The 24214-nt window shown below is 47.3% G+C and carries 19 protein-coding genes and 3 pseudogenes; 12 read left to right on the top strand and 10 right to left on the bottom strand.

Annotation, left to right across the window (positions count from 1 at the left end; translation table 11 throughout):
- Nucleotides 1-67 precede the first annotated feature (67 nt).
- From ACQ661_RS11835 to ACQ661_RS11865, 7 genes and pseudogenes are all read left to right on the top strand, one after another.
- Nucleotides 68-685, top strand: a complete 618-nt coding sequence (locus tag ACQ661_RS11835) for a cation transporter (RefSeq protein WP_015065928.1) — start codon at nucleotides 68-70, stop codon at nucleotides 683-685.
- Between the two features lie 454 nt (nucleotides 686-1139).
- Nucleotides 1140-2459, top strand: a complete 1320-nt coding sequence (locus ACQ661_RS11840) for a TolC family protein (RefSeq protein ID WP_313933437.1) — start codon at nucleotides 1140-1142, stop codon at nucleotides 2457-2459.
- 14 nt (nucleotides 2460-2473) lie between these two features.
- On the top strand, nucleotides 2474-3409 hold the full coding sequence (locus tag ACQ661_RS11845; RefSeq protein ID WP_431668469.1) for an efflux RND transporter periplasmic adaptor subunit: 936 nt from the start codon (nucleotides 2474-2476) through the stop codon (nucleotides 3407-3409).
- A 60-nt stretch (nucleotides 3410-3469) separates the two neighbouring features.
- Nucleotides 3470-6580, top strand: a complete 3111-nt coding sequence (locus ACQ661_RS11850) for an efflux RND transporter permease subunit (RefSeq protein WP_431668471.1) — start codon at nucleotides 3470-3472, stop codon at nucleotides 6578-6580.
- Between the two features lie 125 nt (nucleotides 6581-6705).
- Nucleotides 6706-7071, top strand: coding sequence for a hypothetical protein (locus tag ACQ661_RS11855; protein WP_228759594.1), 366 nt, complete (start codon nucleotides 6706-6708; stop codon nucleotides 7069-7071).
- Nucleotides 7049-7150 (top strand): annotated as a pseudogene (locus tag ACQ661_RS11860) (cation transporter); the annotation flags it as partial. The gene ACQ661_RS11855 and the pseudogene ACQ661_RS11860, both read left to right, overlap by 23 nt.
- A 111-nt stretch (nucleotides 7151-7261) precedes the next feature.
- A pseudogene (locus ACQ661_RS11865) lies at nucleotides 7262-7462 on the top strand (ISL3 family transposase); the annotation flags it as partial.
- On the opposite strand, the pseudogene ACQ661_RS11870 reads toward ACQ661_RS11865, so the two are convergent.
- The 4 genes and pseudogenes from ACQ661_RS11870 to ACQ661_RS11885 all read right to left on the bottom strand — a co-directional run.
- Nucleotides 7463-8110, bottom strand: a pseudogene (locus tag ACQ661_RS11870) (AAA family ATPase); the annotation flags it as partial.
- 1 nt (nucleotide 8111) lies between these two features.
- Nucleotides 8112-8558: a YaiI/YqxD family protein gene (locus ACQ661_RS11875; protein ID WP_110075582.1), complete on the bottom strand. Its 447-nt coding sequence runs from the start codon at nucleotides 8556-8558 to the stop codon at nucleotides 8112-8114.
- 24 nt (nucleotides 8559-8582) lie between these two features.
- Nucleotides 8583-9803, bottom strand: coding sequence for a type II toxin-antitoxin system HipA family toxin (locus ACQ661_RS11880; RefSeq protein ID WP_431668473.1), 1221 nt, complete (start codon nucleotides 9801-9803; stop codon nucleotides 8583-8585).
- On the bottom strand, nucleotides 9793-10083 hold the full coding sequence (locus ACQ661_RS11885; RefSeq protein ID WP_431668475.1) for a helix-turn-helix domain-containing protein: 291 nt from the start codon (nucleotides 10081-10083) through the stop codon (nucleotides 9793-9795). Before ACQ661_RS11885 ends, ACQ661_RS11880 begins: the two co-directional genes overlap by 11 nt.
- A 291-nt stretch (nucleotides 10084-10374) precedes the next feature.
- On the opposite strand from ACQ661_RS11885, the gene ACQ661_RS11890 reads away from it, so the two are divergent.
- Both ACQ661_RS11890 and ACQ661_RS11895 read left to right on the top strand, forming a co-directional pair.
- On the top strand, nucleotides 10375-10602 hold the full coding sequence (locus ACQ661_RS11890) for a helix-turn-helix domain-containing protein (RefSeq protein WP_431668477.1): 228 nt from the start codon (nucleotides 10375-10377) through the stop codon (nucleotides 10600-10602).
- Nucleotides 10589-11923 carry a HipA domain-containing protein gene (locus tag ACQ661_RS11895; RefSeq protein ID WP_431668478.1) on the top strand — a complete coding sequence of 445 codons (1335 nt, stop codon included), beginning with the start codon at nucleotides 10589-10591 and terminating at the stop codon, nucleotides 11921-11923. Before ACQ661_RS11890 ends, ACQ661_RS11895 begins: the two co-directional genes overlap by 14 nt.
- 9 nt (nucleotides 11924-11932) lie before the next feature.
- Here ACQ661_RS11895 and ACQ661_RS11900 read toward each other — a convergent pair whose 3' ends face one another.
- The 3 genes from ACQ661_RS11900 to ACQ661_RS11910 all read right to left on the bottom strand — a co-directional run bounded on the left by ACQ661_RS11900 (nucleotide 11933) and on the right by ACQ661_RS11910 (nucleotide 15001).
- Nucleotides 11933-13786 carry a DUF885 domain-containing protein gene (locus ACQ661_RS11900; protein WP_431668479.1) on the bottom strand — a complete coding sequence of 618 codons (1854 nt, stop codon included), beginning with the start codon at nucleotides 13784-13786 and terminating at the stop codon, nucleotides 11933-11935.
- Between the two features lie 190 nt (nucleotides 13787-13976).
- Entirely contained in the window at nucleotides 13977-14549 is a 573-nt protein-coding gene (locus tag ACQ661_RS11905; protein WP_431668481.1) for a PIN domain-containing protein, read from the bottom strand.
- Nucleotides 14549-15001: a helix-turn-helix domain-containing protein gene (locus tag ACQ661_RS11910; protein ID WP_153827348.1), complete on the bottom strand. Its 453-nt coding sequence runs from the start codon at nucleotides 14999-15001 to the stop codon at nucleotides 14549-14551. Before ACQ661_RS11910 ends, ACQ661_RS11905 begins: the two co-directional genes overlap by 1 nt.
- Before the next feature lie 260 nt (nucleotides 15002-15261).
- Between ACQ661_RS11910 and ACQ661_RS11915 the strand changes: the two genes are divergently transcribed.
- Nucleotides 15262-15681, top strand: coding sequence for a secondary thiamine-phosphate synthase enzyme YjbQ (locus tag ACQ661_RS11915; RefSeq protein WP_313933421.1), 420 nt, complete (start codon nucleotides 15262-15264; stop codon nucleotides 15679-15681).
- A gap of 54 nt (nucleotides 15682-15735) precedes the next feature.
- Nucleotides 15736-17409 carry a methyltransferase domain-containing protein gene (locus ACQ661_RS11920; RefSeq protein ID WP_431668483.1) on the top strand — a complete coding sequence of 558 codons (1674 nt, stop codon included), beginning with the start codon at nucleotides 15736-15738 and terminating at the stop codon, nucleotides 17407-17409.
- A gap of 3 nt (nucleotides 17410-17412) precedes the next feature.
- Here ACQ661_RS11920 and ACQ661_RS11925 read toward each other — a convergent pair whose 3' ends face one another.
- From ACQ661_RS11925 to ACQ661_RS11935, 3 genes are all read right to left on the bottom strand, one after another.
- Nucleotides 17413-18012, bottom strand: a complete 600-nt coding sequence (locus tag ACQ661_RS11925; protein WP_431668484.1) for a hypothetical protein — start codon at nucleotides 18010-18012, stop codon at nucleotides 17413-17415.
- 69 nt (nucleotides 18013-18081) lie between these two features.
- A complete protein-coding gene (locus tag ACQ661_RS11930; RefSeq protein WP_431668485.1) occupies nucleotides 18082-21198 on the bottom strand; it encodes a DUF3427 domain-containing protein in 3117 nt (1038 codons plus the stop codon).
- 261 nt (nucleotides 21199-21459) lie between these two features.
- Complete coding sequence (locus ACQ661_RS11935; RefSeq protein ID WP_431668486.1) at nucleotides 21460-23253, bottom strand: HEAT repeat domain-containing protein; 1794 nt, start codon at nucleotides 23251-23253, stop codon at nucleotides 21460-21462.
- A 188-nt stretch (nucleotides 23254-23441) separates the two neighbouring features.
- Between ACQ661_RS11935 and ACQ661_RS11940 the strand changes: the two genes are divergently transcribed.
- On the top strand, nucleotides 23442-24214 hold a 773-nt coding region (locus ACQ661_RS11940), incomplete at its 3' end, for an SDR family oxidoreductase (RefSeq protein ID WP_431668488.1).

The following is a 24214-nucleotide window of genomic DNA, read 5'->3' on the forward strand; positions in this document are numbered from 1 at the left end:
TGGCAAGCCCCCGATACAGTAGACGCCTGATAGCGTTACACTAAACGAAAATCTACAGGTGTTGGTAATGAGCGGATGTGGGTGCGAAGTTGAAATAAAAGACCAGTCTCAACGACAGGTTTTGTATTGGCTTTTGGGAATAAACGCGACAATGTTTGTTATAGAAATGGGGATCGGGTTGCTTGCTGATTCAACCGCATTAATAGCCGATTCACTTGATATGCTCGCCGACGCAGTTGTCTATGGTGTTGCCCTTTATGCTATTGGTAAATCGCTATTGCACAAAGCCAATGCGGCTAGAATTAGCGGCTTTTTTCAGATGGCACTGGGTGTGTTGATTATCATTGATATTGTAAGACGGTCAATTTACGGTAGCGAACCTGTATCGGGACTAATGATGGCTATGGGGGCAGTTGCACTGGTTGCTAATGTCATTTGTCTTGTGATCATACGCAAACAAAGAAATGAAGAAGTGCATATGCGGGCAAGCTGGATATTTTCAGCCAACGATGTGATTGCCAACTTAGGTGTTATCTTTGCTGGCGTTTTGGTGTTTTGGCTCGATTCTCGATGGCCTGATCTGGTTATCGGTGTGATAGTTTCGTGCGTTGTGTTGCGCGGGGCAAAAATGATCCTCGAAGATGCTGGAAATGAAAGACAGCGAGCGCTTAATGCGCAAAGTTGATAAGAAAATGCCAATTTTTAATTGCACATCAAAACTGCGTAGGTTGGCATGGCTACTTATTACTTTGCTCATGTGTCAATCGGGCTTTTCGTTCGCCGCTCAATGCGATGACTACCCTGCGGAGGTATCGTCAGTCCCTGAACAATCAAAGTCGATAGGCACTTATGATGTTCCCGAAAAAAATGTAAATGCTGGTGATAATACGTCGAGTGAAGAGTCTAAGTGTTTCCATTGTGTGCTGTGTCAATGTGGACAGATTAAGTTTCTGGCACAACACCCAATAAATGACGTATCTAAACCGTTATATACCAATCAATACAGTTATTCCCGCAACGTCACTGACGGCCTAGTCGAAGGCCTTTTGCGCCCACCTCAACATTAATCCATTCCCTCCTATATGTTTGCATGGGTGCTTTCCATGTATGTCGTTATATTATGAACAAAAGGTTCTTTTATGAGTTCTTCACGCCCATTGGGCATAAAAAAAGCTAGCTCAGCGTATCTGAAATTGATATCTGCTGCACTGGTAACCATGAGCATATCTGTTCAATCTGCCAATGCGCAAAATTCTTCAATCACGCTTGAAAATGCGCTCAAACGCACATTATCAAACAACCCAGATTTAGTTGTGTTCGAATTTAAATCTTCGGCTTTGGATGGTGAATCAAAAATGGCCAGCTTACGACCTGAAATGTCTGTTGGGGTTGAAGTTGAAAATGTGTTGGGAACAGGCGAAGTGTCTGGTATCAAAGATGCCGAATTGACACTGACCTTATCGTCGGTCATCGAGCTTGGAGATAAAGTCAGCGGCCGAATGAATGTGGTGAGTTCAAAAAAAGCACAACTGCTTACACAACGGCGCATTCGTACGCTGGACATCTTGGGTGAAACAACTCGACGATATATCAATGTCATTGTCCAACAAGCGTTGCACAAGACTGAGCAACGAGCTGAAATGCTGGCTCGCACAATGCTTCAGACAGTCTCTGCACGGGTTGAAGCGGGGGCTTCTTCACCACTTGAGAAAAAACGTGCAGAGTCAGCGTTGTCGCAGGCGCGTTTGTCGTTATTGATAAGTGAACAAAAACTCAATGAGTATAAACGCGACCTGGCCATCATGTGGGGTGACACTAACGCTGCGTTTGCGGAAGTTGAAGGGACACTGTTATCGTTTCCAAATTCACTATCACTTGAACATATGCTTTCACAGCTTCAAAGCAATCCACACGTTCTGCTTTATGCTGATAACTATCGGGTACAAGAGGCCAGATTGAGAGTGGTTCAGGCCAGTCAGCAGTTCGACATTGCGTGGGAAGCCGGTATCCGAAGAATGCAGGGAATTGATGACACAGCGTTAGTCGCCAGTATTTCGGTGCCGTTAAATACCACGCCGCGGAATCTAGGTGAATACGAACAACAGCGCGCATTGCTTGACAGTATAGACTATCAAAAACAAGCGAAAATTCGTGAACTCACTCGCCAATTAAATCAAGTCATTAGCGCAAAAGACCAAGCCTTGCTCACTGTTACGACCCTTCAAGACAATGTCGTCCCAACATTGGAATCTGCATTGAAATTGGCGCGGGATGGCTATGAAAGTGGTCGCTACAACTACATAGAGTGGGTGACAACGCAACAGCAACTCATAGATATGCAACGAACTATGATAAAAGCCGCAGGCTTAGTTCACCTTCGAAGCGCAGATCTAGAGGCACTTACGGGAATTCCCGTGTTTTCTGACTCTCCCTCGACGTCTGCTCAATCATCACAATGAATAGAGAAAAAATAATGAATAAATCACAATTTACATTAGTTACTAGCGCACGTGACTTGCTTGGCACGTTAGTCATGCTAGTTACTTTACTGTTTGCTTCTGTCGCCCTGGCTGATGATGACGATGAGGAAGCCGAAGAAAGACCCGAGTACGTAGTGTTATCTCAAGAACGGATGCTTGAACACGATATCGTGACTGCATCGGCCGCATCAGGAACATTATCGCTCACAACCAGAACCTTTGGGCGGATAGTTCATGATCCTGCGTCACTGAGTCATATTCGTGCCCGCTTCGACGGTGTTGTAAAACGTATCATGGTGAATATTGGAGATAAAGTAGAAAAAGGTGACACACTGGCAATCATTGAGTCAAACGAGAGTTTAAATCAATACTCAATCACCTCACCGATGTCTGGAAAAATCATAGCTAGACACGCCAATGATGGTGAGCTCACCAACGGTCAAGTACTGCTTTCTGTTGCTAATTACTCTCGCGCAATTGCTCAATTGGCTATTTTCCCCAAACAACGTACTCGTATTGCCGCTGATATGGAAGTCACTTTAAGGCTTGAGGAATTGCAGCAACAATCAAGTATAAGCCACATTACGTCCTCACCTGATGACAAACCTTATTCTATCGCGTTTGTGAACGTTGATAATGGCAGTGGTTATTGGCCTTTAGGCGCTATGGTAGAGGGTTATATTCAGATTGGGTTCCAAGAAGTCAATCTGGCTCTCCCCAAAAGTTCAATACAAGAGTTAGATGGGCAAACCATTGTTTTTGTCAAAGAAGGGGAGCGATTTTACCCCCGCCAAGTAAAGCTTGGGAACACGGACAACCGTTTAGTAGAGATTGTGAAGGGCGTTCAAATAGGCCAGCAAGTCGTTGTAGAAAATAGCTATCTACTAAAAGCTGATTTATTAAAAATGGAGGCGGGCGATGATGACTAATTACCTGCGCATTTATTGTCAAAAGCAAAGCCAAGTCCATAAAAACGGTGAGGTGAGAACATGATAGCACCAATACTCCGTCTATCCATTGAGCGACGTGGTGTCATGATGTTGTTCGCCTTGTTTGTCGCCTTTTTTGGTATGTACAGTTACAAACAATTGCCGATTGATGCTGTGCCTGATATCACCAACGTGCAAGTGCAGATAAATACCGCAACCCCAGGTTACTCGCCTTTGGAGACTGAACAACGCATAACGTTTATAGTTGAAACCTCGCTGGCCGGTTTGCCTAATTTATCGTATACCCGCTCGATATCACGCTATGGTTTGTCGCAAGTCACAGTCGTGTTTAAAGAGGGCACTGATTTATATTTCGCACGAAATCTCGTCAACGAGCGTCTCACCGCCATCGCGGCGCAATTGCCAACAGGGTTAACCCCTGAAATGGGCCCTATCGCCACAGGCTTGGGTGAAATTTACATGTACTCGTTAAGTGCTGAGCCTCAGGCGCGACAGGACAACGGTCAACCGTATGATGCTATGGCATTAAGGGAGATCCATGATTGGGTAGTTAAGCCCCAATTGTCGCTTGTTGAGGGGGTGACCGAGGTTTATGCGATAGGCGGATTTGAAAAGCAATATCATGTGAATCCTAATCCAGTCGCAATGATAAACTTTGGGATAAGTACAGGTGACCTTCTCAGTGCGCTAGAACGCAACAATGCGAATCAAGGCGCTGGTTTTGTAGAACAAAATGGGCAACAAGTACTGATCAGATCGGAAGCCCAACTGAGGGGCATCGACGATATCGGCCAAGTGGTTGTTAAGATCATTGATGGCGTACCGGTAAAAATTCAAGACATCGCCCAAATCAACCTCGGTAAAGAGCTGCGCTCTGGAGCCGGCACGTTAAATGGCCAAGAAACAGTGATTGGCACGACAATGATGTTAGTGGGAGAAAACTCTCGTACGGTCGCCAAAGCTGTGGACAGTAAGCTCGAAACCATTAAAACAAGCTTACCCGAGGGCGTTATCCTTGAAGCGGTTTACGATAGAACAAGCCTCGTTGACAAAACCATCGACACAGTACAGAAAAACCTCGTCGAGGGCGCTTTACTTGTCATCGTTGTGCTATTCGTTTTGCTTGGGAATGTGCGAGCTGCACTTATTACAGCCGCTGTAATCCCCCTGGCAATGCTTGCCACGATATCGGGTATGGTCAAAACCGATGTGTCTGCTAACTTAATGAGTTTAGGCGCACTGGATTTTGGCTTGATTGTCGATGGCGCAGTTATCATTGTTGAAAACTGTATCAGGCGATTATCCGAATCCCAGAAGCAAAACGGCGCAACTCTACCGCTCAAAGAAAGACTGAATGTTGTATATGAAGCCACTAATGAAGTCATACGTCCCAGTTTGTTTGGTGTATTGATCATTACCATTGTTTATATCCCCTTGTTCACGCTCACTGGCGTCGAAGGTAAAATGTTCCACCCCATGGCAGCGACCGTGATAATGGCTTTGCTTGCCGCAATGGTATTTTGTTTTACCGTAGTGCCTGCGGCGATAGCGATTTTCATGAGAGGTAAAATTAGCGAAAAAGAAAACCCAATTATTATTGGTGCAAAGGCAGTGTATCGTTCTATTTTAATGGGCGCGCTGCGTTTTAGATGGCTAGTAGTAGTAGGTGCGAGTGCTTTGGTTATCGGCAGTCTATGGATGGGCAGCAAATTAGGCTCGGAGTTTATTCCTCAGCTCAATGAAGGTGATATCTTAGTACAGGCGATACGCATCCCTGGGACTGGGGTAGAACAAGCGGTTGAAATGCAAAAAGCACTTGAAGCGAAACTTATGCAGTATGAGCAAGTTCAGACGGTATTCGGTCGCACGGGTACGGGTGAGGTCGCTACCGATCCTATGCCGCCCAACATTACTGATACGTTTGTTATTTTGAAGCCTAGGGAACAATGGCCCGATCCATCAATGACTAAAGCCGAGCTAGTCGAAACGTTTGAAGAGGACTTGTTTACCTTGCCCGGCAATAATTATGAATTTACCCAACCTATTCAAATGCGGTTTAATGAATTGATCAGTGGGGTAAGGGCAGATTTGGGCATAAAACTATTTGGGGATGACTTAGATACCCTCTTTGCATCTGCTTCTGACATTTTGTCCGTTATTTCAACGATTGAAGGGGCTGATGACGCGAGGCTTGAGCAGGTAGAAGGCATTCCAATCTTCACCGTCACACCAAAGCCTAATCAATTGGCACGCTTTGGTTTGGATATAGCCGACTTGCAGTTATGGCTCAATGCTGCGACAGGTGGAAAAACCGCTGGAATGATTTTTGAAGGCGACAGACGCTTTGAAATTGTCGTGCGATATGCCGACGACATTCGAAATGAACTCACTCAGCTTGAGAGCGTTCCCATAGTCACGCCCTCTGGTGAGCATGTACCAATAAGCGAATTAGCCACACTTGCATTTAAAGAAGTACCTAGCCAAATAAGCCGGGAGAATGGCAAACGTAGTATTGTTGTCACAGCAAATGTGCGTGACAGAGATATTGGCACTTTTGTTGAAGAAGCTCAGGCGAGAATTAATGATGAAGTAGATTTACCTGCTGGTTATTGGCTCGACTATGGTGGAACCTTTGAGCAGCTCGAAAGTGCGAGTCAACGATTGACGATTGTGGTACCGGTTACGTTGTTTGTGATTTTGACAATGCTGGTAATTGCGTTTGGTTCTATACGCGATGCGTTGATTATCTTCACAGGTATCCCTTTGGCATTAACAGGCGGTGTAATGTCTCTTTGGTTAAGGGATATGCCTTTATCCATATCCGCGTCGGTAGGATTTATCGCGTTGTCTGGGATTGCCGTATTAAACGGATTGGTAATGCTGTCCTTCATCAAGCAACGTTTGCTAGAAACCGGAGAATTAGTGAATAGCATTGTTGAAGGGGCACTTATTCGTTTGCGTCCGGTATTAATGACAGCACTAGTGGCAAGCCTTGGATTTGTGCCCATGGCGCTCAATACGGGCATAGGTGCAGAGGTGCAACGGCCTTTGGCCACGGTGGTCATCGGCGGGATAATATCGTCAACCTTGCTAACACTGGTAGTGCTGCCTGTACTCTATCGACTCGTGCATAGTAAAGGGGATCAGTAGTGTTCTTGGGCATTTATTCGTAAATGCCCAAGTTTTACCTGAACGATTTTTAGGTACCTATTGACTCTTTATTAAGTATAGACTTTACAATCATATTCTTAACGTCATGTACGATAAGGATAGATATGGTTTCGCTTATTTTAATTAGTAGTTTTTTGGCGCTAGCCGTCCTCGGTAGAAGCTTTGTTCAATATAAGAGAAATGGTGATTTTGGTATAAGAGCAGCATCTATAAACGCACCATTAATAGAAATTGTACCAGGGGCTATATTCGTGGTTACGTTTTGCTTTGCATTTGGTCTAGTTCTTTTTGGTTACTTAGGACGTGCGCCCCTACTATTTGTTCCTTCAATTCCATTTCAGCTTCTCGGCTCTTTGATTGGCGCCTGCGGAATTGCTGTAACTTTGTTGTCTCAAATTCAAATGGGGGGATTACCGTACCACAACATTGTTCAAGTGGAGTCGTATCATGAGCAAATCCTGTGGCGGTGATGCAACGTCCGCAGCGGATACCGATATACAGGCCTCCTCCGAGGCGCCAGGGAGATGGGTCAGTGTTTATGCCGAGCCGGATGGATCTGACTGACACTGCGGCTGCATGAGTACGTGGAGAAGGAATCCTTCAACCACCCCTACACCTTTGTGGCGGCACAGACCGGCCTGGACGAGTGGATAGCCACCATCCCGAAGGGCCAAGGACAATAACCGTGAAGGGCGCGGTTACTCCTTCGAGGTGATGCGGGCACGAATGCTCTACACCACGAAGCACAAGAAGAAGGCACCGACTGCGAAGGTCTCTCCTTTCTACAAGAAAACCATCGGTTACGGACTGCCGGACTTCGCAGAGGAACTCAACTACGGAGTCGATCTATCAACCATCTGAGGATAGCTGTGCCGGTACCGCATTAAACACAGCTTCAATTAAGCTCGCATCCGTTTTACCTGAGTATTTGCCAAAATCACGCTGATAACCAGAAATAAGGTCGCGTTGCACCTTAGTTACAGCTTCAATACGTTCTAAAATACTACGCTGGGAATTGGCATACCAAGTACTAACAGCCTCGGGCATGCCGCCGGTAAAGTAATAGTCGGTTAGTTTATCAAACAGCTGTGTATGCGCAGCTGGATTGTTCATCTGTGCGTCATAAGCTTTGACCAAGGCGGGCTCATTGCCGGCAGCAAGAAACTCTCGAAATGATAACGGCCGCAGATAGTAATGCTCAACTTTCCCAACCGGAAAACTATTCAGTAAACCAATGTTCGAGCCACTAGACACCACGTACATATGCGGTGCTTGTTCGGCAAAATACTTAAGCGACGTCACCGCCCGTTGGCATTCGCCAATTTCATCTAAAATAAGTAAATCGGTTTTTGGGTTGAATGGCTTGCCCGCTAATAATTCGATGTTCGTCAAAACGTCAGTGGGTGTTAATGAACCTGCAAACGCCTCAGCCATAGCTGGCGACTCAAGAAAGTCGATGCGCAGCACATTTGCAAAGGTCTGACCAAAAAGTTGCTGCAGCAAATAGACATTAGCGAACGCGCGCCAACAACTTGTCCAGCTCGTTGGCAAAGGCCATACGATCACGCTGATGCAGGGGCGGTGGCCCGCCGGTGTGTTCGCCGCTACTGCGCATGGTGTCCATAAAGTCACGCATGTTCAGGCGACTGCCAATGTTGGCGGTGGTAAACAACTCGCCACGTGGGCTAAGCGCCTGGCCGCCTTTTTTAATCACGTCTGCCGCTAGCGGAATATCGGCAGTAATAACAATGTCGCCAGCCTCACAGCTTTGCGCAATAAAATCATCAGCCACATCAAAACCAGACTCAACCTGCTTGGTTTTTATCCATTTTGACGGCGGCACACGTAGCATTTGGTTTGCTACGAGTATCAGCTCAAGCTGCTTGCGCTCGGCCGCTCGGTACAAAATGTCTTTAATAACCGTCGGACACGCATCCGCGTCCACCCATATTTTCATGTACAACCTCTTAATCCTGAGCCATTAAGCCACAGTTGGAATAATCTTACGCAAGCGCTCTATGTCGCCATCTCCCACACCAAAGCGCGCCATATACTTCGGCCACTGCGTAACTAGCTCACGCACTTGGTTGACAATAGCTTTGGCCTTGAACTCTTGCAAACCAAACCTATTAGCTTGCGAAAGCACATTCTCAACCGAACCACGTCGCCCCAAGCCACCTATACCAAGCCCATGCAACTTAGAAGCGCTATTGGGCAATACGTCATAGGCCGGTGCCAAATGCCATGCCGGCTCGTGCCGCCCAGCGGCAATAGGCCGCAACCAAGCATGATTGCGCGCATGATCGTCGGTATTACCAATAAACACGTTGAACGCCATTCGCATAAACAGCTCGTGGGCATCAGTGGCCACCGCGCTATGCAAGCGAAGCAATTCAGCCAGCTGCCCGTAACTATAGCCTGCCGCTAAGCTACGCTCACTCACCGCGCCTTCCAGCAGCAAGCTATTTGCACTTATAAAGTGGTGGCTAACGCGCTGATTGGCACGGTCGAAGCGCTTAACTAACAAGACATCTTCGCTAGCACCAATGCCTTGTAATACCTCAGTTTCGGCTACACGCACGCCGTCTAACTCGGCAAGCATGCGCATGGTTGCATGTTCAACACGGGCTACATTATATAAGTCGTCGGGCTTGTTGAATTTAACCAAGTATTCCTGCCCATTGTGGGTTAGCAGTGTTTTTGGTCGCGCGCCGCCCATTGACGAGCCGTATACAAAAGCTTGCTTTACTTCGTCAGAAACAGTTTCGGCGGCTAATATCGCGTTTTTGCCTTGTAGTAATAGCTCGAGATCATTGATGGCATTACGCGAGTGCTTCGTTTTCGTTTTCTCGCGCGACAAGCTAAAAGTTAACGCGCCAACACCCATAGCAGCGCCAGCAATAAGAAACTCAAGTTCGTTTTGCGGCTTGGTTTGGTGTAGCTGCAGAATGAGCTTGCGCCCCCAGGCATCAGCGCCAGCATCGGCAAGCACGCCAAACAGGCCATTATTGACGTTGCAATGGTGAATACTGTCGTTTAAGGGCAGGTGTACGGGGTCTAGCGCAAAGGCATCTGGGCGCTCCAAATAAGAACGCCCATATACAAAACGGCCGTGTTTGGCTTGGCTGTCCAGCTCAAAACGCCCACAAATGACCGGCTGCTCGGCCAAGCCTTCAATAAACACATAAGCGCTAGAAGTCATTATCGAATGTCTCGCTGTCTGTCTGGCGCTTGCGCTCGGGTAAATGCTTGGCAGCACGAAGCTTGTTGTCTGCTAGCGCAATAAAGTCATCCAATAGCCCTAACACCGCTAGCGCGTTAAACAAAGTTTCGGAGTTAACCGGCTGGCCTTGCTCAAGGCGGGTAAGCGTGCGCTGGCTGCAACCAACACGCAGGGCGAAGTCGCGCTGCGGCATTGTGAGTGCCCGCTGGCGTTTAATTAATTCGCCAAGTGTGGCATGAAAGTCGTCAACTGTTTGCATGTGTTTAGCCTTAGGTTGCACTATCGATTAAGAAACACACAAACAGAATAGCAAAATATGGCGAATTAGCAATTAAATCGTCATATTTTACACATTAAAACACCATACCCCAATAATATCCTAAGTTAATAGGAATAAACTTGATTTATCGATAGTTCATACTATATTCCTATTTATATAGGACTTATGATTTACCTAAGTCTCAAACCGATTATTATCCTAGTATGGAAGGATTATATGGCCCGCAGTATTACTATCACACCAAAACCAGACCTTTCTCGGGCTAACAACATGGCCACAATTGGAGCATTGGTGCGCCATAAACGCACCATGCTCGGCATAACCTTAGAAGATGCGGCCAGCTTATGTCAGCTGTCAAAACAAGCGTATAACAATGTTGAAAAAGGCTTAGAAAGCGTGCGCGTTGAAACCTTATTAAAGGTGCTTGATGCACTTGGTATTCAACTCACCGTCAGCGACAGGACCGAGGTAGCCGAGGTGAGCAATGACTGGTTCTAATACGCCAACCATAAACGTGTACGCCAAAACGCACAAGGTGGCCGAGCTAGAATTTCATGGCCCTCAACAATGCAGTTGGGTATACACCCCATCGTGGCAGCAGCAAGGTTTCGCAGTATCGCCGCACCTACCCTTAAACGGCGAGCAAATTGCTACTGCCAACGTCATTAACTTTCTAAGAAACTTATTCCCCGAAGGCCCAGCCTTTGAGAGCCTGATAGCCTCGCAACATTTATCTCGACGCAATGTTTACGGCATATTATCCGCCATTGGCCACGACACCGTGGGTGTTTTAACATTTGGTGAGCAACCACCTGAGTCCGACACGAACCCGCTACGTAAAGTCACAGAAAGCGAACTCACTGAGCGACTAGCCCAAAACGCTGACATGACGTTATGGGACGGAAAATACCGATTATCGGTTGCGGGCGTACAGCGTAAACTCAATGTGTACGTGAATGACACTCACGAGCTTTTTCTGGCAAGTGGCCACTATGCCAGCACACATATTCTGAAGTTTGCGTCGGCCAAGCACCCAACCTTGGTGCTCAATGAGTTTTTCTGCATGCGTTTAGCGCACCAAGTTGGCCTAACGGTTGCGCCAGTAAAGCTACTTAAACTGGGTTCTTATCATGCGCTTGAGGTGCAACGTTTTGACCGCCGCCGTAGCAAGGGGCAAGTAGACAAACGCCATATTATTGATGCCTGCCAAGCGCTGAATCTACCGCCAGAGTTCAAGTATGAACAAAACTTTGGTAGCGGTCGTGATGTTAAACACATTCGTGACGGCGTTAGCCTAACCAAATTATTTCAGCTTGCGAAACAAACCAGTGTGCCCGCGCATACGGCAGAGCAATTGCTTGACTGGGTACTATTTAACTTAGTTATTGGTAACAGCGATGCGCACGGCAAAAACGTCAGTTTCTTTGTTAGCCGCAGTGGCGCGCTTACGCTTAGCCCGTTTTATGATCTGGTTTCCGTGGTTTATGAAACTATGTCGCAAAGTAAGCAGCAGCAACAACTCGATACACACCTAGCCATGGCCATTGGAGATAATTTCGATATTGACCAGGTTACCGCGTTTGACTTGCTGAGCTTTGCTGATGAAGCAGGCATTAAATTTGATTTGCTACAGCGTCGACTTGAACAAATAGTCGATAACGTTGAGTGCGAAGCCATGCAACTAGACCTAACCGATACCAAGATCACCGTAGCGCAATATGAGCAGCTACGCGCCTTAGCGCAGCTAGTTCAGCAGCGTTGCCGTTACTTCCGCGAACAATATAGCTTGCTCACGGAAGTACGGCGGAGTGCTTTTTAAGCCTGTTTGCTAGCCCTGTTTGTCGGCAATATAGTCGTCAACAAACTGCTCCAGCACGTTCAGCGGGACCGGGCCGTTGGCAAGTACAACATCGTGGAATTCACGAATATCAAACTTGTCGCCAAGGGCGGTGCGCGCTTTTTCACGTAACTCAACGATTTTCAGCATACCAATTTTGTACGCCGTGGCTTGGCCAGGCATCACAATGTGGCGCTCAACCATTTTACGTGCATCGGCTTCGGCGTTGGGTGTGTTGCTCACGTAAAAATCGATACCCTCTTCGCGGGTCCATTGCTTGGCGTGAATACCGGTATCCACCACCAAACGTACCGCGCGCCATAGCTCCATAGCTAAACGACCAAAGTCTGAGTAGGGGTCTTTATAAAAACCGTATTCTTTAGGTAGCATCTCGGTGTACAAACCCCAGCCTTCGCTGTAAGCCGTGTAGCGACCAAACTTACGGAACGACGGAATACCTTCAAGCTCTTGCTGAATCGCAATTTGCATGTGGTGACCAGGAATACCTTCATGGTACGCCAGCGCTTCCATTTGGTAGGTTGGCATCGAGGCCATGTCGTACAAGTTGGCGTAGTAAACGCCCGGGCGGTTGCCGTCCATAGAAGGCTGCTGATAGAACGCTTTACCGGCTGACTTTTCACGGAACGGTTCTACCGCTTTAACAATCATGTCAGCTTTAGGCTTGGTGATAAACAGCTCGTCTAAAAACTCACGCATGGTGTCGATAAGCGCAGTTGCTTCTGCTAAATAGCGTTGACGACCTTCGGCAGTATCAGGATAAATAAAATCTTGGTTGTTACGCATATGCACGAAGAACTCATGCAAGGTGCCCTCAAAGCCAACTTGCTGCATGATCACACGCATTTCATCATGAATACGCTTCACTTCGCTTAACCCAATCTCGTGAATCTCGTCGGCGGTTAAATCCGTGGTTGTGGTACGTTTCAGGGCGTTATTGTAAAAAGCTTCACCGTCTGGGAACTTCCACGCGCCGTCTTTGGTGTCAGCCTGCTGCTCAAGTTCTTCTACCGTACTAATTAAGCCTTCATAAGCGGGTTTCACTGCTTGAGTCAACGCCTGCTCAGCCGCACCAACCAAGGCATCGTACTGGGCTTGATCAATGTCCAAATCACTTATCTTATTGGTGAAGTCTTCTAACAACACACTTGGCTCGCCGTCATCAAAAGGCGCACCTTGAATGATGTTTTGGCTGTCGCTAATCACGTACGGATACACGAATTTCGGTGCCATAATGCCTTTTTCAGCACGCAACTTTAAGTTCTCTTGCAACTGCGCGAAGAGTTCAGGTAAGCCATTCAAACGAGCAATATAATCTTCAGCATCTTCCACTTCACTAATACGATGCTGGTTAATTAGCAAAGACACCACACTAGAATGCAGACCAAACATTTGGTTTACCGGGTAATTGTAATGACGCCATTGGTAATCTGCGATTTGCTCCTCAAGGTCTTGCTTCATCAGCTGCCAGCTTAAATAGGTCTGCTCGTCTAGCTTGGCCTCATCTAGAGCCTCAACCTTAGCTAAGTTCTCTTTTGCAATCGCCAGCTCTTCGTCGGCCTTAGCATCAGAGATATCGTCCCACTGGTCTTGGTCATCTTTTATCCCCAAGTACGACTGATACATAGGGCTACGCATAACCGCCTGCTTAAAGATATCTTCAAACAGCTGGTTGGCCTTTTCTGACTCCGCTTGACGCTCAGCTGCAGTCACTTGCTGGGTAGCGGCTTGCTGTGACTGCTCGCTAGGTGCCGGAGCTTCTGAGCAAGCTGCGGTGCCAAGCGCCAGCGCAATAGCTAGAGCTACATGAGTTTTGGTGTTCGCCATGGGTGTTCTCCTTATTGTTATGTGGGCTTTAGATTAGCACTGTATAGGCTTTTAGATCCATTTGCTGCTGCGCGGTTGGTGTGGATGGCGCTTTTCTGGGGATTTATGTGTGTGGGGGGTGTGAAAAATTTTTGTGTTCAGTTGCAGCAGAAAAGTTACATGTTGGTAAGTGTTTACTATTTTAGTTTATTCAAAATAGCGCTTTAAATTCACTTAGCCGTGAAACGGCTTCTGGTAATTTCTGCTTCAACAAACAATCAAGATACTGAGTGGCGGTAAACGGCGGATTTTTCAAACTTGCACGATGATGTCTAACAGCTTGAATAACAGCTACGATGTTTAGCTCCATCAAATCTGTTATAAAATCATCCGGATGAATAGCCTTAAGATTATATTGACTAAGTTGATTATCGGGGAAGTCTTTTAAATTAAACGTCACAATTGCCTCCGCTCGGGTTTGTATTGCTGCAGCAACCACATGACGATCATCTTCATCGGGTAAAGATATTGACGAGATAAGCGGATGATAATTTTGCACAATTGCCCAAGGTACGTGCTTGTCCATTAAATTTCGCACATTCTCCAATTGCTCGCGCGTTAAGTCTGGTCGATTCGCTAATACATTTCTAATCCATTCGTCATGAATATCATTCGTCCAACGAGCCCTGAACTCACCGCTGAGCGCCAAATACATCAGCAGACTTCTCAGCGGTGCCGGATACAATACGCAAGCATCAAAGATAACCGTATAGCTTGAGCTCATCAGTAGCCTAACCCTAACTCTTGATCCATCTTCGACAATTCATTGAGAGCTTTCAGTCGCTTCTGTTCTAGTTGGTTTTGATACTGTCTTATGTCGTTAAAGCGCACTTTTCTTCGGTTACCAACTCGATGAAATGGTACAGTTCCATCATCCAATAACTTAATTACTGTTGGACGAGACACATTCAGTAAATCTGCAGCCTCTTGTGTTGTCAGTTCAGCATGTATGGGCACTAATTTCACGGTATTGCCTTCGCCTAGCTCAGTCAGTAAATTCACCATTAAGCGAAGCGCACTCACCGGGATCTCAACTTGCTTTAGCTGGCCATCTGGAGAGCTTAATGACAAAGACTGAACATCTAACTTCGTTTCGATCACCGCAGCAAGTTCTTGGCTACACAATTTCGCTAGTGCAGATTCCTGCGCAGTCGGTAGTTGTTCATAAGTATTCATAAGTGAAGCTCCATAACGTCTAATTACAACTCCATTATTCGCAATATTCGAAACATGTCAAGTTTTTCGAAATATTCGAAATGTACGGTATATTCCATCTATTCAGCAAAAGCAGTAAGCTGACAGCAACGTACAACATTAACCAAAGGGAATAGTATGGCGTACATAGACGAGTCATTATCTTCGGGTGAACAGGTTGAGCAGCTGTTCAAGCTGCATTGGTTTTCGTGGGTGCCGTTTTTTCTGTGGCTTAGGTTGCTATGCCGGTAAAACAAACCACCATAACCATTGCGCCAAAGCCACGCGGATTTCATTTAATAACCGACGACATTGAGCGTGCGTTATTTGAGTTAGGCACCGTGGATGCCGGCATTTTGCACGTGTTTATTCAGCACACCTCGGCCTCGCTCACCATTAACGAAAACGCCGACCCCACGGTGCGCCAAGACTTTGAAAGCCACTTCAACGAAATGGTGCCCGAAAACGCACCCTACTACCGGCACACTTTCGAAGGCCCTGACGACATGCCCGCTCACTTGAAGGCCAGCTTGCTAGGTAGCTCGGTGACTATTCCTGTAACTAACGGGCGGCTGAACATGGGCGTTTGGCAAGGGGTGTACCTTTGCGAACACCGTGACCATGGTGGGGCGCGGCGATTGGTGGTTAGTTTGAGTTTTTAGCAACTAGGTTTATAGTGGTTCTATTCGCACAACAGGGTAAGTTATTGCGTACTTATGGACGATACAATTCACTATTACACCCGCAACGCTGAACAGCTTGCCGACCAATATGACAGCCTTGATTTTGAGCAAGTACACCGCGACTGGCTTGATCTCATTCCAACTGATGGCTTAGTGCTAGATGTTGGTGCCGGTTCAGGCCGTGATGCGCGTTATCTCGCTGATCGTGGCCTCACTGTTTATGCAGTCGAGCCAGCAGATGGCATTCGCGAACGCGCCCAGCAGTATCATCCCAATCCTTCGGTACACTGGATCAACGATAGTTTGCCTGAACTGAAGCATGTGCAACGCCACGCAACGAAATTCGACCTCATTTTACTGAGCGCGGTATGGATGCATATCGCTCCGTCTTCGCGCCAGCGCGCCTTTCGTAAACTAAGCTCGCTACTCAAGCCCAATGGCAACATGGTGATTTCGTTGCGGCATGGAGCTAGCCCCGATACCCGTACCATGCACCCGGTATCAGCTGATGAACTGAAACAATATGCACAACAGCAAGGCTTAAGTTTTCGACTTCTGAATGCCCGTGATGACCAGCTTGGTCGGCAGGATGTCGCCTGGGAAACCGTGCTGTTGACGTTGCCGGATGATGGAACGGGGGCCTTCCCGTTAATCAGAAACATCGTCATTAATGATAGTAAGTCGTCCACCTACAAAGTCGCTCTCTTACGCACCCTATTAAGGATTGCCGAAGGCCATCCTGGAGCAGTACTCGAGCGCACACAAAGCCACATTGCTTTGCCTATGGGATTAGTATCCCTGTATTGGTTAAAGCTATACAAACCATTAGTCGACACATTTTCTATGCACCAAGGTGGCAGCGGAAAGTTGGGGTTCGTTAAAGCCAACGGTTGGGAAACACTCACAAACTACAGCCCCAATGACTTTTATATCGGCCGTTGCATTTTTGATAGTGACGAAGCAACAAGCGTCTATCGCACTTTAAAAGATATCGGATCAACAATTAAAAATATGCCGGCTAAATACATCACATTGCCCGGCACCAAAGACGAGATATTTCAGGTTGAACTGAACCGAAGTCATGCTCCGAAAGGTAGCTTGGTTCTTGATTTTGAATTTTTGAAGTCGCTCGGCATTTTTTATGTGCCGCGCTCCATTTGGGATGTACTAACGAACTACAGCGTCTGGATAGAGCCAGCATTAGTTAACGAATGGGTAACTTTGATGGAAGGTTACAACCGCGAGCACCCTAACGCATACACTAAGTTGGATTTTTTAAATGCTCTGCAATGGGAGAACCCAGAACGTTCAACCCGCAGGGTTCGTGATCGTGTTAACTCATTAGCTGATGTGGATTGCTGCTGGAGCGGCCGTTCATTAAACAAAAATGCCTACGCGGTTGATCATGCTTTTCCGTTTGCACGCTGGCCCAACAACGACTTGTGGAACTTGTTACCGACCCAGAAAAAAATCAACGAAAATAAGTCAGACAAATTACCTACACGACAGCGACTAACGCAATCACGCGCTCATATTTTGGAATGGTGGCAGCAAGCATGGGACAGCAACCAGCGTGAGTTCTTTACTCAGGCAAATTTTGCGTTGCCCGATTTAACGCCCAACAACACTAACTACAACGATGTATTTGAAGCGCTGACCGTGCAGCGTGACCGGATTAAGCAGATACAGCAGTTGCGGGATTGGTAGCTGTTAATTTTCTTCACAGCCAGCATAAGCCTCTAAATATGACTCATCAAAGCATCTCTTGAAGCGTTCGAGAACATCAAGATTGGGAGGCCATGACACATCCATCGGATTACCTTCGGCATCAATTGGATTAAACGACTCGGGTTTAGGTACCGCTGATAATCGCTTTATGGATTGCTCTAAACGAGCTTTATCCTTGGCCAAGAATGCCATGGTTCCATCTACGTAATAGTTCCAAACTGTGCCAGTTTCATCTTGTTTTGTTTGTGGAAAAAGCAGAAGGGCAAAGTCATATTGCTCTAATTCAGCTCGTAATTGCGCTTCGTGGAACTTTAATATTCTCATGGCTCCATCAGGAAGGTCGCGTTGAGAGTAATACAATGCAATTAGATTTGCGGCGGCCTCTTTGCAACCATCTATATCGGCTAATTTTACCCAGCCTTTTTCCCAATTCTGGTCAAATTCTCTCGGGCTCAAATTTAACATTTGGTTGTAATCAACCAGGCATTTTTGAGGATACTTATTTGCCGCAGCCCTCACGTTAGGGACGATAAAACAAAACACAGCTAGTAATATAAAAAGCTGAGTAGCTCGATAAGCCATGACGCTTAAATCTCCTTTATTTTGGCTATTTGAATACACCATAGCAGAATGAATTTATCTACGCTGTTATCAACGCACCACCGAATAAGCCTGAAAGAGCTTGGCTGTTAGCGGATGTTTCAACTTCCAAGTTATGCTCATCGGCTTAGAACCCTCGCTTTTTACAAATTCTAACGGCCCACACGCTCGATAGGGTTTGTCTTTATTTTCACGAACAAAAAGCTGGAACTGCCAACCGTTGGTAGCGCTATTTAAATAGCGTTGCCCTACGGCACCATGCGTTGCCGTGGTGTTTTGCGATTGCCAATGAAATAGCTCTTTGTTAATCGCGTAATCATCGTAAGCGACACCTTCATGCAGCGCGTTTTGCTTATCTAAGGTTACGAACAAGACTTCAAGCTTGGCCTCGTGACTACGCCAAACTCCAGCTTGAAATGGCGAGTAGCTAGTTTCAGTGTAATAGTCTAAGGCAGTAAGTATTTCGCGAATTTTGTAGGCACTATGAAGTTTTAATCCGGTCGTTTCTAATTCTGGCAGAGGCTTAAATTGTTCATTTGTGGCAGCATCGAGTGCGTCCGCCAGTTCGACTAACTCTTTCATGAGTTCTGGTGTTGCTGCTAAATCTTGCAAGAAACTGCTTTGGGTCTGAACTCCGCTCCCTCCACATATTTGGTAGGCCAGCATTAAAGCGCGCTTATGGGAGAGTTCATCCTCGGTCAGCTCTCCTTTGCCAATGGCTCGCATCACACTTAAATAGTCTGAGTCATCTATGTGAAGCACGTCTTTGAAACGTCTATTCAGCTTAGTTTCCAGCTCGGTTGGAACACCGCTAATCATTTGCGCATCACGCTTTAATCGAGTCCAACCAGACGCTCCATTTTTGCGGTAAATATCTTCGAACTCTAATGCCTGTTCCCGTACAAATTCAGCTAAGTGAATTTCTTCAGCACCATGCCTCGCGCGATAACTTGTTAACTCAGTCTGCAAACGACGCCAGTTCAAATTTACCGCATAGCGCAGGCTATTCAGTATCTGCTCTCGTGCCTGCTTTTGCATTTGTAAATAGCAGCCCGGCGGGAGGCTTCCAAACCCATGATCAACACCATCAATCACCTCTCTTTTGGAGAGCCCAGTAAGTGAGCTGTATAACACGTCAAAGCGGAAGTCTTCAGAATATTGCCCGACAAAATCAAGAATCAAACAGCTGTCTTTCCCTTCAAACAAACGTAATCCTCGACCAATTTGCTGCTGAAAAAGCGTTGCACTCTGGGTTGGGCGCAGTAATAAAAGCGTATCGACAAAGGGTAAATCGACACCTTCGTTGTAGAGGTCTACAGTAACGATGACGTTTATTTCGCGACGCTCGAGCATGGCAGGAAGTTTTGCTCGCTCTGATGATGGCGTTTGGCCAGTAACTAATGCTGCATTAATCCCGTGCTGCTGGAAAAACTGAGTCATGAACTCGGCGTGTGCAATCGAAACACAAAAAGCCAGCGCGCGACATTCATTAATGGCGCTTACGTGCTCTTCCCATGCTCTAAGTACCGCAATAGCACGGCCAGTTTCTCCCGTGAGCAACTGTTCTAGCTGTGCGGTTTCATTTGCGCTACGCCAGTTCACACCGGAATAGTCGATGCCATCTGCGCAGGCATAATACTCAAAAGGCGCCAAGAGTTGTTGCTCTAAAGCATGCCATAAACGCATTTGGGCAGAAGGTGTTCCATCGGGTCGCAAATCAAAATGTTGAAGGATATTTAACCCATCAGAACGCTCAGGTGTCGCTGTCAAACCGAGTAAATACTTGGGGTTTAGCTGCTTGATCAAACGCCTAAATGAATTGGCTTCAATATGATGACATTCATCGATGATCACCATATTCCAGAAATCGTCACCTAATTCATCCACAAGTTGCCGACTGTTGACACTTTGAATGGTCGCAAACAAATGGGTCTTGGATTCTGGCTCATGCCCGTCAGCTAGATAGTCGCCAAAACTGCCATCGCGCAGCACGAGCCGAAACGTTTGCAATGACTGTTGCAGGATTTCTTTTCGATGCGCAAGAAATAGTACCTTGGGCTGCCCACCCTGTTGCTGGCAGATTCGCTTATAATCCAGCGCAGCCATCACCGTTTTACCGGTGCCTGTGGCTGCTACCAATAAATTACGATAGCGCCCATGCGCGCGTTCGTTCGCTAATTGGTCAAGAATAATCTGCTGAAACGGTTTTGCCTGAATATCAAAGAAGGTGGTGATGACATTCTCGCCAAGATCCTTAACCCCGCGCTCACGAGCTAAGGCCCCGCGAAGCTCTTTCTCGTGCCTTTCGTTGTTAGGATCGAACCTTTGAAACTCTTCATCTTGCCAAAGGGTTTCAAAATGAGCACGCGCCCGCTGATACAGGAAGTTCTGACCCCTTTCGGTGAATTTAACCGTCCATTCGAGACCACCCATAAGTGCTGCGCCTGAAAGGTTTGCGCTGCCGACATAAGCAGAACCAAAACCGGTATCGCGTTCAAAAATCCAGGCTTTTGCATGAAGCCGATTGCGCCGGCCATCAAGAGAAATTTTCACCTGGCAGTTGGGTAATTCAGCGAGCATTTTTACTGCTTTCAGATCAGTAGCACCCGTGTAAGTAGTGGTGATAATGCGAAGGCTTGTACGAGACTGTTGGTGCGCATCAACAGCGGTAATATCACGAAGTAAATTGATGATTTTTCGCACACCTGACATGGTAATAAAGCTCATCAAAATATCAACGTGCTGACAGCTAGATAACTCTGCTTTTAATTCATGAAATAGAGCTGGGGAATCTTTTCCTGAGGTAAATAGCCAAGGTTGTGCCATGCCCACTTGAGGCAAGTTCACTTTTTGCTCAGGGCGATGAAGAGCGCGCAGAACGGACGGCGGACTTTGATAGGGGGATGCAGGCTCTAAATTCGCAATATTTCGAGCATAAACCAAAAGCTCATTTAAAATTTCGAGCTGACGCAGAATTTTTTCATTTTCTGTGCCGCCGTTATTTTGTAATTCAGCTAACGCATTCGAAATTTCTTCGGTGATTACTTCAGCTAGATGTCGGCTGCTAGTTTTTAAATCCAACTTTTCACTGATTTCACTCAAACCAGATTCAGCGATCGCATGCTCGAGCTCTTCGCTTTTTAAAAGTTCATAAAATCCTTCTTTCATTACCGATTTCCCTAGCTGTAAATCTATGCTGCTAAAGTGCCAGGTTTCAAACCTTCCGGCAAGTCAAAAGCTTACAACCCCTTCAACAGCCCTTTCCACCAACCACGCCAATGCTCAACCTGCGCGTTGCTTTCAAGCTTCGAGTGCTCAACCGAAAGTGCGGATTTACCCGGTGCTTTTTCGTAAATGTTCACCGAAACGGCGGAGCCGTCGGCAAGGCCGCAGCGCCAGTAGCGCCATTTGCGCCTCCATTAAATCGTATTAACTTTCCACATTAGTTCGAACCTCACACCCATCCGGCGTGCGCAGCCCAGTGGCCGGGTTAAAAATAACGGGCCCAGAATAGGTGTTAATCAATATTTCCTGGGGGTTTATCTTCCATGAGGTCATGGGCGCGCCGGGTAGGCGGTAAATGGGCTCTACGGCAAAGCCTTTGGCTATTTCGGTGGCGCGGTACAATACGCCGTTATTCATGTCTAAATGCGCCAGCCCTGTGGTGGCATAAGCGGTAGAGCCGTAGCTGTATATGTCTTCTATGTTGGTCCATAACACCTGTTCATGGCTGCCGTCTTTGTAAAACGCCATCATTTCGCCGCCCCACTCGCCGTTGTTGGTGCCGGTTAACCAGCTGTCGCCAACTTTGGCGGCTACATTTGGCTGCACCATGCTTTCGGGCGAGGCGCAAAACTCTGTCAGGTATTCATCGGCTTCGGCGGCCTCTTTGTCAGCGCACCAAGGGTATTTGTAACTAAATTGGTTTAGGCCGTTAAATTCACGGTCATAAATTTTTATCTGCTCGGGTTCTGCCATGATGGCAAATTGATCGGCACTACAATTGCGGGCGCGGTGTGAATAATAATGCTGAGCGTCTTTTTCTAATGGCGATTGATCTGCGCGCAGTCGTTGTGCGGTCACTGCGGCAAAGTCACGTACCAAAGCATACCAGTGGCGGGTTGCAACATGCTCAACGTCTTCAAGTGCAGGTTTGTGCTGAAACCAATGCAAGGCTTGCAAGGCGGCGTGCACTTGCAGCCAGTCTTGCTCGTTGAGCAGCATCGCTTGTAGCCGTGGCGCGGCCTTTTCATAACCAATAAAGCCGAGTGTTCTCGCTACAGCGGCGCGGGTGTTCCAGTCTTCTGCATTTAGGTAGTGCTCAACCTCGGCGCCCACGTGCTTGGCGGTATGGCCAAGGTGGCCAATGTCACGCAGTATCCACTCGCGGTGCAGGCCCTCGGCTTGGGCTAGTTTGGCCACTAACAAGTCCGCCGCATAGGGGCTTTTCAGTACTTTTAGCGAGGTGAGTACGTGCTCACTCAGCTCGGGGTTGGCTTTTACCATGCGTATTAACTCGGCTTCAACGGGCGCGCTTTCGGCGGTTATGTAGCCTACCCACCCCAATGCTAGCTTACGCATGTCTGGGTCAATGTCGTTGTTTTTTGCCAACGCAAGAAGCGCAAGCGCACTTGGCTGGTCCGATATTTCAAGTTGATGCAGGTCATCAAACACTTCTTGAAAGCCCGCGTAACTTTCTGGGGTACAATTATTTTTACAGGCCATAGCGTTAAGCAAATGCGGTATGGCCGGCGCGCCAATCTTGACTAGCGCAAACACAATTTGGTTGCCGCCTTTTCCTTCGCGTACAAGCTCACTCACCAAAAATTCAGCGGCTTGATCACCGCCCATACGGCCTAGCAACCGGTATGCCCAGCCGCCACTGCCATCTAATTTTACGTTGTTCTGAATAACCTGGCGCACCAGCTCAAAGTCGCTTTGGCGTATGTCTTTTATGTCTGCAATAAGGGTGTCGGCTAGCTGGCGTTTGTTGCTGTTGGGGTGCGCAGAAAGCTTGGCTAAGGGCTCTAGGGCGTCGCGGCCAAAGGCACGCAACTGGGCTTTGACGGCTTCATCGGCTTCGCCGTTGCTGTAACTCGGTACGTCTTTTTCAGGTATCAGCGCAATGCAGGCCTCAACGGTGGTGCAAGGGCTGACTTGGTCGAGCGCGTGCGACATTGGCGCGGCTAGGCCTAATAGAATGACAAACAGTGCTCGTTTCATAGGTTCCCTTGGTTAACTAACTCATTTAGTCATTAACTTATTCATTCACTTATATGCCATGCCACTTTAATACTTTGTTTATTCGGCTCATTGTGCAACTTTTATGCACTTTGGTGGCTATATAAGCACTTCAATGCCCTTTTTATAATGGTACATTAAGGCTTACCTATTTGACTGGAATATTAACGATGCACCACCCCTCTATTTTCATCACCGGCGCGGCGGCCGGTATTGGCAAAGCCACGGCGCTGCGGTTTTTAATTGGTGGCTGGCAGGTGGGCGCTTTTGATATCGATGCGCAAGGATTAGAGAGCTTAGCTAACGCCGCCGCGGCGATGGGGTGTAGCAAGTTATTGATAACGGGCCAGTTAGATGTGACGAATAACGATAGCTGGCGAGCGGCTTTGGCTGAATTTACCGAGCATACTGGCGGCAACCTGACGGTGCTTTTTAACAATGCTGGCATTCTGGTTTCTGGCCCGCTAGCGGAGCAGAGTTTAGAGGCTCAGCAACGGCTTATTGAGATAAATGTACAGGGTGTGTTAGCCGGCTGCTATTTGGCGCGGCCGTATTTGGCTAAAGGCTCGCGGGTGATCAACATGAGTTCGGCCAGTGCCATTTATGGCCAGCCTTCGTTGGCGGTTTATTCAACCAGCAAGTTTGCCGTACGCGGGTTGACCGAAGCGCTAAGCATAGAGTGGGAACATGCCGGTATTCAAGTGATGGATGTGATGCCCCTGTTCGTGCAAACCAACATGGTCACCGATATGAATGCAAAGAGTATTCGGCGCTTGGGCGTACGCCTAACACCGGCCGATATTGCACTGACCGTATGGCGCATGGCGCATTATCGAGGTAACCGCGTGCATTGGCCGGTAGGTCTACAAACCAAACTCATGATGTTTGCAAGCAAGCTAACCCCCACTTGGCTGTTGCGGCTAAGTAACAAGTGGATTGCGGG

The sequence above is a fragment of the Pseudidiomarina sp. WS423 genome, from assembly GCF_050750165.1.
Lineage (GTDB): Bacteria > Pseudomonadota > Gammaproteobacteria > Enterobacterales > Alteromonadaceae > Pseudidiomarina > Pseudidiomarina fusca.